General features: G+C 30.7%; 13 protein-coding genes. All 13 read left to right on the top strand.

What is annotated here, in order from left to right; genetic code table 11:
* Window positions 1-19 precede the first annotated feature (19 nt).
* The 13 genes from ACE01P_RS01285 to ACE01P_RS01225 are packed head-to-tail and all read left to right on the top strand — an operon-like array spanning window position 20 to window position 14,027.
* Window positions 20-1,114 (top strand): glycosyltransferase family 4 protein, encoded by a 1,095-nt coding sequence (locus ACE01P_RS01285; protein WP_379693205.1) that lies wholly within the window; start codon window positions 20-22, stop codon window positions 1,112-1,114.
* A complete protein-coding gene (locus ACE01P_RS01280; RefSeq protein ID WP_379693203.1) occupies window positions 1,114-1,779 on the top strand; it encodes a cytidylyltransferase domain-containing protein in 666 nt (221 codons plus the stop codon). Before ACE01P_RS01285 ends, ACE01P_RS01280 begins: the two co-directional genes overlap by 1 nt.
* Window positions 1,776-2,816 carry an N-acetylneuraminate synthase gene (neuB, locus tag ACE01P_RS01275; protein ID WP_379693201.1) on the top strand — a complete coding sequence of 347 codons (1,041 nt, stop codon included), beginning with the start codon at window positions 1,776-1,778 and terminating at the stop codon, window positions 2,814-2,816. The genes ACE01P_RS01280 and neuB overlap by 4 nt, the downstream gene beginning before the upstream one ends.
* A 5-nt stretch (window positions 2,817-2,821) precedes the next feature.
* Complete coding sequence (gene neuC / locus ACE01P_RS01270) at window positions 2,822-3,943, top strand: UDP-N-acetylglucosamine 2-epimerase (RefSeq protein ID WP_379693199.1); 1,122 nt, start codon at window positions 2,822-2,824, stop codon at window positions 3,941-3,943.
* Window positions 3,940-5,337, top strand: coding sequence for a UDP-glycosyltransferase (locus ACE01P_RS01265; protein ID WP_379693197.1), 1,398 nt, complete (start codon window positions 3,940-3,942; stop codon window positions 5,335-5,337). Before neuC ends, ACE01P_RS01265 begins: the two co-directional genes overlap by 4 nt.
* A complete protein-coding gene (locus ACE01P_RS01260; RefSeq protein WP_379693195.1) occupies window positions 5,334-5,975 on the top strand; it encodes a CatB-related O-acetyltransferase in 642 nt (213 codons plus the stop codon). Before ACE01P_RS01265 ends, ACE01P_RS01260 begins: the two co-directional genes overlap by 4 nt.
* 49 nt (window positions 5,976-6,024) lie before the next feature.
* On the top strand, window positions 6,025-7,458 hold the full coding sequence (locus tag ACE01P_RS01255; RefSeq protein WP_379693192.1) for an MBOAT family O-acyltransferase: 1,434 nt from the start codon (window positions 6,025-6,027) through the stop codon (window positions 7,456-7,458).
* Window positions 7,458-8,339, top strand: a complete 882-nt coding sequence (locus ACE01P_RS01250) for a hypothetical protein (protein ID WP_379693190.1) — start codon at window positions 7,458-7,460, stop codon at window positions 8,337-8,339. Before ACE01P_RS01255 ends, ACE01P_RS01250 begins: the two co-directional genes overlap by 1 nt.
* A gap of 31 nt (window positions 8,340-8,370) precedes the next feature.
* Window positions 8,371-9,252 (top strand): hypothetical protein, encoded by an 882-nt coding sequence (locus ACE01P_RS01245; RefSeq protein ID WP_379693188.1) that lies wholly within the window; start codon window positions 8,371-8,373, stop codon window positions 9,250-9,252.
* Entirely contained in the window at window positions 9,252-10,415 is a 1,164-nt protein-coding gene (locus tag ACE01P_RS01240; protein WP_379693186.1) for a glycosyltransferase family 4 protein, read from the top strand. Before ACE01P_RS01245 ends, ACE01P_RS01240 begins: the two co-directional genes overlap by 1 nt.
* Entirely contained in the window at window positions 10,412-11,956 is a 1,545-nt protein-coding gene (locus ACE01P_RS01235) for a glycosyltransferase family 2 protein (protein WP_379693184.1), read from the top strand. The genes ACE01P_RS01240 and ACE01P_RS01235 overlap by 4 nt, the downstream gene beginning before the upstream one ends.
* Window positions 11,953-12,948: a glycosyltransferase family 2 protein gene (locus tag ACE01P_RS01230; protein ID WP_379693181.1), complete on the top strand. Its 996-nt coding sequence runs from the start codon at window positions 11,953-11,955 to the stop codon at window positions 12,946-12,948. The genes ACE01P_RS01235 and ACE01P_RS01230 overlap by 4 nt, the downstream gene beginning before the upstream one ends.
* A gap of 2 nt (window positions 12,949-12,950) precedes the next feature.
* Window positions 12,951-14,027, top strand: a complete 1,077-nt coding sequence (locus tag ACE01P_RS01225) for a glycosyltransferase family 4 protein (RefSeq protein ID WP_379693179.1) — start codon at window positions 12,951-12,953, stop codon at window positions 14,025-14,027.
* Window positions 14,028-14,031 lie beyond the last annotated feature (4 nt).

Here is a 14,031-nt window from a genome sequence, read left to right as displayed (position 1 = left end):
TTTACTCAAATCACACTAAATGTCTAAAGTTATTCTAATCTCGCAAATCCCTTTACCATATTCAGGTATAGGAAGTTGGACGACACTATATCATAATTATTTAAGTGATGATCATAAAGTGGATTATATAATTTGCGGAAAACCAGAAACGACTTATCCTCAAATAGAATACGGAATCGTTAAGAATACAAATTGGTTAAAATTTCAAAAAAGAGTTTTAAAAAATAAGTATGTAAGTTATTTTAATCAACTTGAAAAGATTCTTGAAAAAGAAGAGAAACTCATAATTCAAATCATAGATAATTTCGGAATTGTAAAACCATTAATGGAATTTTTGGAAAAACATAAGAAAAAAAAGAAGTGCTATCTTCAGTTTTTTTACCACGGTTTTCCACCTTTTCATGAAAATTTTTATGGCAGATGGTTTTTTGAGGGTATAGATGAAATGGTTTTGTTGACTCACGATTCCTATAAAGCGCATAAAAACTACTACACTGTTTTGCCAACAAAATTTTCAGTTTTACATAACGGAATTGATACTTCTAAGTTTCATAAAGTAAGTTTTGAAGAGAGAGAAAGTTTAAGAAACCAATTAGGCATTACAAACAAAAAAGTATTTATCTGGTGTTCTCAGGATCGTCCTAAAAAAGGATTAGATTTTATTTTAAACGTTTGGAAAAGAATTAAAGCGATCGAGAATGACGCCATTCTTTTAGTAATCGGTGCAAATCGGGATATAAAAATAGAAGGTGTGTCTTTTTTAGGAAGAATTCCCAATAATGATTTGCCGAAGTATTATCAAATGGCAGATTGTTATTTGTTCCCAACACTTTGGCATGAAGGTTTTGGCTTGAGTTTAATTGAAGCTTTACATTCTGGTTGTTATTGCATTGCTTCTGCAAATGGAGGAGTTCCAGAAGTTTTACAGTACGGAAAACTTGGAAAACTGATTGAAAACCCCAATTTTATTGAAGATTGGGTACAAGCTATAGAATCATTTTTGGAGGAAAAAGAAACGTATAATATTTCGATTCCTGAAAATTTATACTCTACAAAAAGCTGGAATGAAGGAATGAATACAATTATTGAAAACGCAAAAAAGAATTTTAGCTAATGAAAACTATTGCAATAATTCCTGCGCGAGGAGGTTCAAAACGATTGCCAGAAAAAAATACAAAATTACTTGGTAATATTCCTCTATTGGCTCATTCTATTTTATATGCAAAACAAAATAGCGCAATAATTGATGAGATTTATGTTTCAACAAACGATGATAAAATAAAGAAAATTGCATTAGAATATGGTGCAAAAGTGATTGATCGCCCAGAATCTTTGTCTGGAGATTTGGAACCGACAGTAACAGCATTAAAGCATGTTTTAGAATCAATTGAAAAAGAAGTTGAAAATGTAATTCTATTACAGGCAACAAATCCGTTGCGTCCAGAGAACTTACTCAAAGATGCATTTGATCTTTATGTAAAAGAAAATCATGATAGCTTATTTACAGTTTCTCGAAATCATCAGAAATTTGGAAAAATAAATGAAGGCAAGTTCGAGCCATTTAATTATGAAATAGGACAAAGAAGCCAAGATCTTGAACCTCTTTTCTTTGAAAATGGGTTACTTTATATTACAAAATCTGAAAAAATTTTAAATGATATAATTATATCAAAAGATGCTTTACCATTTGAGATAAATCATACTTTTGCCAGCGTTGATATTGATACGCAAGAAGATTTTGATTACGCTCAATATTTATATAAAAACCAAAAAAAATGAATCCATATATCGAAATAGCAGGTCGTAAAATCGGCCCAGATTACCCGCCATTAGTGATTGCCGAAATCGGAATTAATCACGAAGGATCTCTTCAAGTTGCCAAAGAAATGGTAGATGCCGCTAAGAGAGCTGGTGTAGAAGTTGTAAAACATCAAACGCATATTGTTGAAGATGAAATGACTGGTGCTGCCAAAAAAGTCATTCCTGGAAATGCAGATGTTTCGATATATGAAATTATGGAACGCTGTTCGCTTAACGAAGCAGATGAATTAGAACTTAAAAATTATGTAGAAAGCAAAGGCATGATTTTTATTTCGACACCATTTTCTCGTGCAGCAGCTGAAAGATTAAAAAAGTTTGATATTCCAGCTTACAAAATAGGATCTGGTGAATGCAATAATTATCCACTTTTAGAGCATATCGCTTCTTTTGGAAAACCTGTTATTTTAAGTACGGGAATGAATACAATTGAAAGCATTCGAAAAGCAGTAGCGGTATTTGATAAATATAATGTTCCTGTCGCTTTATTGCATACTACAAATTTATATCCAACACCAATTCATTTAGTTCGTTTTGGTGCTATGGTCGAATTGAATCAAGCTTTTCCAAATAAGGTTTTTGGTTTAAGCGATCATACTTTAAATAACAATGCATGTTTAGGAGCTGTTGCCTTAGGAGCTAGTATTTTAGAAAGACATTTTACAGATCACATGCAACGTACAGGTCCAGATATTGTTTGCAGTATGGATGAAAGCGCTTGTCGCGAATTAATCATTTCAAGTGCAGAAATTGCCCAAATGCGCGGAGGATCAAAAAAACCTGCTGATGAAGAGCAAGTAACTATAGATTTTGCTTTTGCAACAGTTTGCTCTATTGCTTCAATCAAAAAAGGAGAAGTTTTTACTAAAGAAAATATCTGGGTAAAAAGACCTGGAACAGGAAAAATTTTAGCTGAAAGTTTTAATGATATAATTGGTAAAACGGCAACAAGAGATATTGAGAATGATGAACAATTAACTTGGGAAGATATTCAATAATATCAATGAAAAAAATCCTTTTTTTAACGGGTACCAGAGCTGATTTTGGGAAAATAAAATCATTAATCACAATTCTTGAAAAACATCAGGAATTTGAGGTTTTTGTTTTCGTAACCGGTATGCATTTGCAAGAAGAATATGGTTACACTTTAATTGAAATTGAACGATGCAATTTTAAAAACATTCATACTTTCGTGAATCATACTCATGAAACCACAATGGATCTTACTCTTGCAAAAACTATAGAAGGATTTTCAAGTTATTGCAACACTATAAAACCAGATATGATAGTCGTACATGGAGATCGTGTTGAGACTCTGGCCGGCGCAATAGTTGGATCTCTTAACAATATTCTGGTAGCACATATTGAAGGTGGCGAGGTTTCGGGAACTGTTGATGAATTGATTAGACATAGTGTAAGTAAACTGAGTCATATACATTTTACATCTAATGCTGAAGCCGAAAAAAGATTGATTCAAATGGGGGAAATAAAAGAATCGGTATTTACAATCGGTTCTCCAGATATTGATATCATGTTTTCGGAAGAACTGCCAGATTTGGCAACGGTAAAAGAATATTATAATATTCCATATGTTGATTTTTCAATTGTAATGTTTCATCCTGTTACAACAGAGATAAACGCAATGAAACAATATGCAGAAAATTTTGTTTCTGCTTTGCTTAATGATAACCACAATTATGTAGTTATTTATCCTAACAATGATTTAGGAAGCCAGTTTATTTTGGATAGCTATGGGAAGTTAAAAAATAATGAACGATTTAAAATTTTTCCTTCACTTCGTTTTGAGTACTTTTTAACTCTTTTAAAAAATAGTAAATTCATTATTGGAAACAGTAGTGCGGGTATTCGCGAAGCGCCTTATTATGGTATTCCGATTATTAATATTGGTACTAGACAGCAAAATAGAGCAGTACACGCAGATATAATAAATGTGGATTATTCTGAAGAAGAAATCGAAGGAGCTCTTTCAATTATAGACTCTCATAAAGTGCAAAAATCAGACAATGATTTTGGACAAGGAAATAGTGCAGAATTATTTCTTAATTGTCTTCAGAAATCGGATATTTGGCAGCTCAATCACCAAAAACAATTTAGAGACAGTTGATACCTAAAAAGATTTTTATTTTATTGCCAGACGGAGTTGGACTTAGAAATTTTGCTTTTTCTAATTTTTATAAAATTGGATTGGAGAAAAATTTTGATATAACGTATTGGAATAATACGCCATTCGATTTAAAACAAATTGGTTTTAATGAAATTAAAATTAAAAATGCCAAACCAAATCCATTAACAGATAGTTACAAAAATGCTCGAAAACATATTGAGCTTAATCTTAGTATAAAAAAAGAAAAAGATACTGTTTATGATTCCTATCGTTTTCCTTTTTCTTTTAAAACTATAAAAGGTACGGTTAAAAATTGTTTTGCAAAATTCTTTATCTCAATAAATAATTCTGAAAAAGGTTTAGAAAAAGTTAGAGAAAAGATAAAAATAAAAGAAAGGGAAACGGAGTTTTATAAAGGCTGTTTAGAAACGCTCCGAAAGGAAAAGCCTGATTTTGTGTTTTGTACCAACCAGCGTCCTGTTTTGGCAATTGCCCCTTTATTAGCCGCCAACGAACTTAAAATACCAACAGGAACTTTTATTTTTTCTTGGGATAACCTTCCAAAAGCTACAATGGTGGTTGAAACGGATTATTATTTTGTTTGGAGCGAACACATGAAGGCTGAACTTCAAAAGTATTATCCATATATAAATGAAAATCAGATTTTTGTTGTAGGAACACCACAATTTGAAACCCATTTTGATCAAGATATTATCGAAGATAAAGCGCAATTCTTTGGTAGATATAAGATGGATTTAAATAAAAAATACATCTGCTATTCTGGAGATGACGCAACTACTTGTCCGGATGATCCGGAATATTTATCTGACTTTGCTAATGCAGTACGAAAATTAAATGAAGAGAAGAATCATTCATTAGGCATTATATTTAGACGTTGTCCTGTTGATTTTTCAGGTAGATATGATGAGGTTTTAGCTAAGAATAAAGATTTAATTGTTTCAATTGATCCGAGTTGGGAAAAAATAGGAGAAGGATGGAATACTGTTTTACCAACAAGAGAAGATGTTAACTTGTTAACCAATACTGTTTATCATTCTGAAATGGTCGTAAACATGGGGTCTTCAATGGTTTTTGATTTTATTTGCCATGATAAGCCATGCGGATATTTTCGATACAATCAAGAAAATCAAGTAGATAAAAATTGGGATATCTTTACTTGCTACAAATACGTTCATTTTAGATCTATGCCTGAAAAAAATCCTGTGTTTTTTATGGATAGTCCAATTTCTATTGCTGATTCTATTGAAAAAGTATTGGAAGATAGTAATGAAATCAAAGCTCAAGCAAAAGAGTGGTTTAAAATAATCAATCAACATCCGCCGCAATTAGCCTCGCAACGCACATGGGAAGCAATAATGCAGATAGTAAAATGAAAAACTTTTTACGAAAAATAGCATGGAAAATCCTCGGAAATGAATATTATACATTCTTGAAGGGGCAGAATAAACACTATTTGCATCTTGCAAAAAATGTTTCGATAGGGTATAAAACCTATCACAATGGAGCATTTGTCTGGCAATGGCACAATAATTCAGCATTAGAAATAGGAAAATATTGTTCGATAGCAAACGATGTTAATTTTATATTAGATTCTGGGCACCATCAAGTTAGTGAGATTACTACTTTTCCGCATTTTAATCATTTGAGAAATAATAGTTTGTTTTTGGATGGAGAATCAAAAAACAAACTAAAACAAAATATCGTAACTCCAGAAAGTAAAACGATAATTGGAAATGACGTTTGGATAGGAATGAATGTTATTATTTTGCCAAACGTTAAAATAGGAAATGGAGTTACAATTTTGGCTGGCTCTGTTGTGTCTAAAGATGTTCCTGATTATGCTATAGTGGGCGGAATTCCAGGCACAATAATAAAAATGAAATATAATCCTGAAACCATCAGTAAACTGCAGCAAATTGCATGGTGGAATTGGGAACCTGAAAAAGTGGAGCAAAATATCCAAGATTTTTATCTTCCAATTCAGGAATTCATTAACAAATGGCATAGCTAAATGCTTGAGAGACTTTTGCTTTGTTTTATTTTAAACTGATTTTAAATTTATGTTTTTTAACTCTTTGGCTTTTGCCATATTCTTACCAATAGTTTTTTTTCTGTATTGGTTTGTCTTCAATAAAACTAAAAGCACACAAAATGCTTTGTTAATTGTTGCGAGTTATTATTTTTACTCATGTTGGGACTGGAGATTTCTATTTCTGTTAGTTTTTTCTACATTTTTAGATTATTTCACTGGAATTCAAATTGAAAAAAGTGACTCAGAAAAAAAGCGAAAATTCTGGTTTTGGCTTAGTGTCTTAGTGAATTTAGGATTTTTAGGAATCTTTAAATATTATAATTTCTTTGCAACTTCATTTGCAGAAATGTTTACTTCGTTTGGGTTTAAAGTAAGTCCATTTTTATTGAATGTAATCCTTCCTGTCGGAATTTCATTTTACACTTTCCACGGATTGTCATATGTAATTGATATTTATTATAAAAGAATAAAAGCCGAATACAACTTTATTGATTATTCACTCTTTGTAAGCTATTTTCCACTTTTAGTTGCTGGACCAATAGAAAGAGCAACGCATTTATTGCCAGAGTTAAAAGTTAAACGTGAATTTAATTTAGATAAAGCAAAAGAAGGAGTATATCAAATTGTTTGGGGACTGGTAAAAAAAGTAGTTATTGCAGATACTTGCGCAGTGTATGCTAATGCTATTTTTGATCATTATCCTTCAATGAACTCACTCTCATTAATTGTGGGAGCAGTTTATTTTGCATTTCAGATTTATGGAGATTTCTCAGGATATTCGGATATTGCATTGGGGGTTTCTAAACTATTTGGTTTAGATTTATTGAGGAACTTCAATTACCCTTATTTTTCAAGAGACATAGCCGAGTTTTGGCGTCGCTGGCATATTTCGCTTTCTTCTTGGTTTCGAGATTATTTGTACATTCCGTTAGGAGGAAGCAAAGGCGGACTTTGGATGAAAATTAGAAATACATTCATCATTTTTATTGTCAGTGGATTTTGGCATGGTGCCAATTGGACATACATTGTTTGGGGATTCATAAATGCAGTCTATTTCCTCCCTTTATTGTTGTCTAATAGCAATCGAAACAACATGGATTCTGTTACTTTAAAATGGAATTTAGATTCGGTAAAAGTGCTTCTTAGCATTCTAACGACTTTTTTACTGACTTGTGTTGCGTGGGTATTTTTTAGAGCACGTACCATAACGGATGCCGTTTTATATCTAAAAAGAATATTTACTAATGGAGAATTCAGCCCTCAGTATTTAGATAACGAACGATATAATTATGAATTACTATTGATGATCGGTTTATTTGTCTTAGTTGAATGGAATAATAAAACTAAAGTTGAACCAATTTCAGGAAAAAGAAGCATGCTAAAAATGGCTTTAGCTATCATGGCTATTATCGCTTTTGGAACGTATTCAGATTATAAAGAATTTATTTATTTCCAATTTTAATGAAGAAGTTTTTATTATACATCTTAGGAGTTTTCTTTTTAACAGTTTTGGTAGCGGTTATTCTAGACGGATTCTATACTTATGTTTTTATGCAGTCGAGAAACCGTGGAAAAATTGAAACCGTTTTTAATTCCACAGCAAAAAAATATGATGTAGTGATTCTAGGTTCTTCAAGAGCTAATAATCATTTTGTATCGAAAATGTTTGAAGACAAAGGATTAAAAACATTCAACTACGGAATGAGCGGAGGACATTTGTTTGAAGCCTCATTAATGTTGAAATTGATGATTGAAAGAAAATATGAAATCAAAAATGTAATCCTAGAAGCGGATCTAAATCTTTCTAATGATCAAGAATCTGAAGGGGTTGCGGCCAAGTTTTTACCCTACATACATTGCTCTAAGGTTATAAAAGATCACTTTTCGGCAGAAGAAAATTTTAAAGAGTTATATTATATCCCTTTTTACAGATATGTGAAATTTGATTCTAAAATTGGTTTTCGTGAAATCTATAAAGTAGCATCAAAAGAAAAAACAAATGCTCTAGATAATTTAGGGTATTATCCTTTGGGGAAGCATAAAAATGGCAATATGAAAAATAATATTGTCAATTTAAATCCTTTGCCACATAATAAATACTACGAAGAGATTAAAGAAATATGCAAAAAGAATAATATCAATTTCATTGCTGTTATGACCCCTATGTGTGAAAATGTTGTTGGAATGAATTATTTTGATAAAGTAAAAAAAGCGTATCCAGAAATTTATAATTACGAGAATTCAGTTATTGAAGACAAATATTTTTCTTCATGTGGGCATATGACAGATGAGGGAGCGAGATTGTTTACTGGAAGAATTATTAAAGATTTTTTTCAGAAATAGTAATAATTCAGTTCTATTGTAAAAGAATTATATGGATATACAAAAATTTTTATTTTATCTTCTAAAGATCTTGATCTTGACTTTTATTTTGATGCTAGTAATGGATAAGATTTATTCTTATTTTTTTCTTCAATCTAATAAAAGAGATAAAATAGGTTTTATCTATAACTCTCCACCAACAGAATATGATGTTGTAATATTAGGTTCGTCAAGAGCAAATAATCATTTTGTGACACAAATGTTTACTGATAAAGGTCTAAAAGCATTTAATTTTGGAATGCAAGGATCAAAATTATTTGAATCTGATTTGATTTTGAAATTGCTTTTAGAGAAAAAAAATAAAATCAAAAATGTAATAATTGATGTCGATGTGACTTTAAAATCTGAAGAAAAATCGGAAGGAATGTCTTTGAAATTTCTGCCATATTTGTATGATTCAGAATCTATTAAAAAACATTTCGAGAGCCAGAATGATTTTAATAGCATTTATTATATCCCTTTCTACAGATATCTAAAATTTGACACAAAAATTGGTTTTAGAGAAGTGTTTTTTTATGCATTAAATAAAAAAAACAAAGCACTTGATAATGGCGGGTATAATGCATTGACTCATAAGAATGGAAATATGAAGCCTGAAATTTTTGATTTTCAACCAAAAAGGAATAGATATTATGAGGAAATAAAAAAGATATGCAAATTAAATAATATTAAGCTTATTGCCGTTATGACTCCGGTATGTGAAAATACAGTCGGAAAGGATTATTTTAAGAAGGTAAATCAATTATATCCTGAAATTTATAATTATGAAAATAAGGTGATTGAAGATAAGTATTTCTCGAATTGTGGTCATATGAATGATATGGGAGCAAAAAAATTTACAGCAAAAATTATAAAAGACTTTTTTAATAAATAATGCATATAGCTTTTCTAACTCCAGAATATTCACATCCTAGTATTGCAAAATCGGCTGGGATTGGAACAAGTATTAAAAATCTGGCGACTTCACTGCATAAGTCAGTAAATGATATTACTATTTTTATTTATGATCAGCCTGTACAGGAAATTATAAATGATAACGGAATTAAAATTCATCGTATTCAAAGAAAAAAGTATAAATTTTTTGGATGGTATTTCTATCGAAAGCATATTGAGCAATATTGTACTCAAATAATAAAGCAAGAGAATATTGCAATAATTGAAGCTGCAGATTGGACTGGAATTACAGCATTTATGCATTTTAAAATTCCTTTAGTGATTCGTTTTCACGGAAGTGATACTTATTTCTGCCATTTAGAAAATAGAAAGCAAAAGCTTAAAAATTTCTGGTTTGAACAATTAGCAATAAATAAGGCACAGGCATTTATAGCCCCAACCACATTTGCTGGAGAAATTTCAAAAAGGCTTTTTAAAATAAAAGGAAAAGAGATTCAAACAATTCATAATGGTATAGGTCTTAAAGAATTTGAAAATAAGGAACCAGAAAAGTTTGAAACAAATACAATTCTTTACATTGGGACTTTAATCAGAAAGAAAGGTGTTTTAGAACTGCCAGAAATTTTCAACAAAGTGCGCAATGTTTTTCCAGAAACAAAACTTCTACTCATAGGAAGTGATTCTTTCGATATAAAAACCAACTCTAAATCAACTTGGGAATTAATGAAAAGTTCATTCACTAAAAATGATTTAAATAATGTCCATTATCTTGGCAAAATTCCATACAATGAGATTCAGGAGCATATAAAAAAGGCAAATGTATGTGTGTTTCCAACTTTTGCAGAGACTTTAGGAATGGTTACAATAGAGGCCATGGCTATGCAGAAGGCAATTGTAAACAGCAATATTGGCTGGTCGCAAGAACTTATTATAGATGAAGAAAGTGGTTATCTTGTGCATCCTTCAAATCATGATTTGTATGCTGAGAGAATTATTCAATTATTTAAAAATGAGTCATTGGTTTTTAAGTTAGGAAAAAAAGCTAGAGAACGCGTTGAAGAAAAATTCGACATCGATAGCCTTGCTGTTGCAAATATTAATTTTTACGAAAATATTATAAACCCCAATAAAAAGACAACGTGATAATTGTTTATCATCAAAATAATAGAATAGTTAAGGTTGAAGCAAAAACAAAGGATGTTTTTTCTGAAAAGAAAAGCATTGCCGAGGGCTTAATAGAAATCGCAAAAAAATTTCCGAATGACTTGATTATTTGGAGCCATATCTCATTAGAGCCATATCTTAATATCGAGAAAATTAATGAAATTTTTCATCAAGATAAGGTAATGGCTTCCTATAATTTGGCGCCCAATAGTTTTATCTCTGATAGTATAGGATATGTAGATTCATCGCCTTTTTTAAAAATAAACAAAAAAGCAAGTTATCCAACTTGGATGATGAGTAGCAATGTAGGAGGAATTAATGCATCTATTTTATTGCTTTTAAAAAATCAGATCAAGACGGATGAAAATTTTGATTATTTTTTAAATTCAATAGCAAAATTAGGAATGTCTCTTGGGCTTTTATGCTATTCCGATCCGAAACTGCTGAAAGATTGTACTGAGATTTTTCCAAAGCATAAGGAGGATAAATACCTTCTGTTCAAATTTGTAAAACAACATTATAAAACACGTTGGGTATTTTTACTTTTTTTAGATCTGTTTCTTTACAAAAGAACATGGGCTATTTGTCCTTTTTTAATGTGTTTTTTTCAAAAGAATAGACATTTAAACGAAGATACATTTCATCAAATTGAAACTAAATCTAAAAATATAGTAATTGAAGAGGGAACGATAGATGTAATTATTCCAACAATTGGGCGAAAAAAATATTTATACGATACTCTAAAAGATCTTTCTGTACAAACATTTCTGCCGTTAAATATCGTTATTGTAGAGCAGAATCCTGTTCAAGATAGCATTACAGAACTTGACTATATTTTGAATGAGAATTGGTCATTCCAAATTAAACATATTTTTACGCATCAAACTGGAGCTTGCAATGCAAGAAATTTGGCTTTAAAAGAAGTAAAGAGTGAATGGGTGTTTATGGCAGATGATGACATTCGAATAGAACCAGATTTCTTAGAAAAAACATTTCATGTGATTGAAAAAGAAGGTTTTCAACAGATTACATTAGGCTGCTATCAGCCAGATTATCCTTCACATAAAAAAATAAATCAGAAAATTCAATGGGGGAGTTTTGGTTCAGGCTGCAGTATCGTAAAGGTGAAGAATATAAAAACACTCTCTTATAATATGAGTTTTGAATTTGGTTATGGAGAAGACGGTGATTTCGGAACGCAGTTACGAAATTTAGGACATGATATTCTCTATTCCCCACAGCCAGAAATTCTTCATCTAAAGGCTCCAATTGGTGGTTTTAGAACAAAACATATTCAAGCTTGGGCAGATGAAAAAGTACAGCCAAAACCTTCTCCTACTGTAATGCTTTATAAAGTTTTACATTTAACTCAAGAGCAAATCGATGGTTATTGTACTATTTTGTTTTTTAAGTATTACAGAGTTCAAAAGATTAAAAATCCAATTCGATATTATTCTAGTTACAAAAAGCAATGGAAAAAAAGTCAATTTTGGGCAAACAAATTAAATACTAAAAAATGAAATTTTCACTGATTATTTGTACATATATGCGTCCTGAGTCGTTAGTTAAATTATTGAACTCAGTAAACATTCAAAGTAAATATCCAGATGAAATTTTAATCATTGATGGATCATTAAATGAAGAAACTAAAATCGCTTTGGATAAAAATAGTTTTAAGAATTTAAAATATTTTTTAGTTTCAGATCAAGATCGCGGATTAACCAAACAACGTAATTTTGGAATTTCTAAGGTAGAAAATGATACAGAAATTGTATGTTTTTTAGATGACGATACGGTGTTAGAACCTGATTACTTTGAGCAATTATTACAAACTTATATCTTATTTCCCGAAGCTTTAGGCGCTGGAGGTTATACTTGTAATGAAATTAAATGGGAAAAAATTCCAGAAAATTATAAAACTAATATTAACGAGTTTTATTACGACGGATGGAAGCGAAAAGATGGGAGTCGTTTCGTGCTTAGAAAAAAACTAGATCTAGATAGCGATTGCCCACCAGGTTTTTCTCCTAATTTTTCTCATGGAAGAAGTGTTGGTTTCTTGCCACCAAGTGGAAAAATTTATGAGACTGAGCAGTTAATGGGAGGTATATCTTCTTTTAGGAAAACAGTTTTTTCGCAATTCTCATTTTCAACTTATTTCGAAGGTTATGGTTTGTATGAAGATGCGGATTTTACATTGCGGGTTTCAAAACAAGGAAAATTGTACTTAAATACAGCTGCAAAATTATTTCATTATCATGATGGATCGGGCAGACCAAATAAGTATACATATGGAAAAATGGTCGTGAGAAATGGATGGTATGTATGGAGAGTGAAAAATCCAAACCCCAAATTTAATGATCGTTTAAAATGGAATTCTATAACTATTTTATTAACCTTTATTCGAGGTACAAATATTATTACCAGCTCTAATAGAAAAGAAGCTTTGACAGAAACATTAGGTCGATTGGCTGGTTTCTTTAGTTTGTTACTTCATAAGCCTCGTCTTTAAGTATGAAAAAAACAATATTTATTTCTTTTTCTCTAGGAAATACTTCGATATCAGATTATTATATTTCATTAGCTGAAAAGTTTAAAAAAGATTATCAGATAGTGGTATTTTCTGATGTCGAACTGAATGAAACAGTTTCTATTCCGGATGATATCATTATAAAATATTGGCCTTCAAAGCGCCCAACAAAATTAGCGGACGGATTATTTTTATATGAAAATATTAAAAAGTATCGACCGATAATGACAATCTCAGTTTTTGGTTCGGTAAATATTTTTTTACTAGTTGGCTTTTTATGCAGAGTAAAAGTGAGAGTTGCATGGATTAGTACAATATCAACTCATTTTAAACAAAAAAAGAGTCTATTGTATAGAAAATCATTTATTTATAGACTAGCTACAAATGTCATTGCAAATTCGCTAGCAACTAAGGAAGATGCTATGAAAAATTATCACGTTTCTGCTAGTAAGATTAAGGTTTTACCAAATTCGGTTAAAAATTTGTATTCAGAAATAAGTCAAGTTCAGGACGATAATTGCAAAACAATTGTTTATGTAGGACGTTTGTATAGTCAAAAAGGTGTTGATGTTCTTATAAAAGCATTTTCTCAAGTTTGTTCGCAATTTCAAGATTTTAAACTTATAATTCTTGGAGGAGGTGAAGAAGAAAAAAAATTGAAGGAATTAGTAAATGACCTAAAGATTGATCAATATGTTGTCTTTAAAGGAAATCAACCTAAAGCGGAGGTATTGTCTACTTTTAAAGAATCCTATTTGGCTGTAATTCCAAGTCTTTCAGAAGGATTTGGTTTTACTGTAATTGAAGCAATGAGTATGAAAACAATGGTGATCGGTTCAAATAATACAGGTATTAAAGAGATTATTCAAGATAATAAAACTGGTTTTCTTTTTGAAACAAGTAATGAAAATGATTTAGCAGAAAAAATTATCAAAGTGATAAAGCAGCCAGCGTTAAGAGATGAATTAGCTTTAAATGGATTTGAACACTTTCAAAAAAACTATGAAACAAACATTGCTACAGAGAGAGATTGGTCTTTTTTTAGTAGTTTAATTAAATAGGATT

This window comes from Flavobacterium sp. HJSW_4 (genome assembly GCF_042436695.1).
Classification (GTDB): domain Bacteria; phylum Bacteroidota; class Bacteroidia; order Flavobacteriales; family Flavobacteriaceae; genus Flavobacterium.
This window is presented reverse-complemented; position numbering and strand designations above follow the sequence as displayed.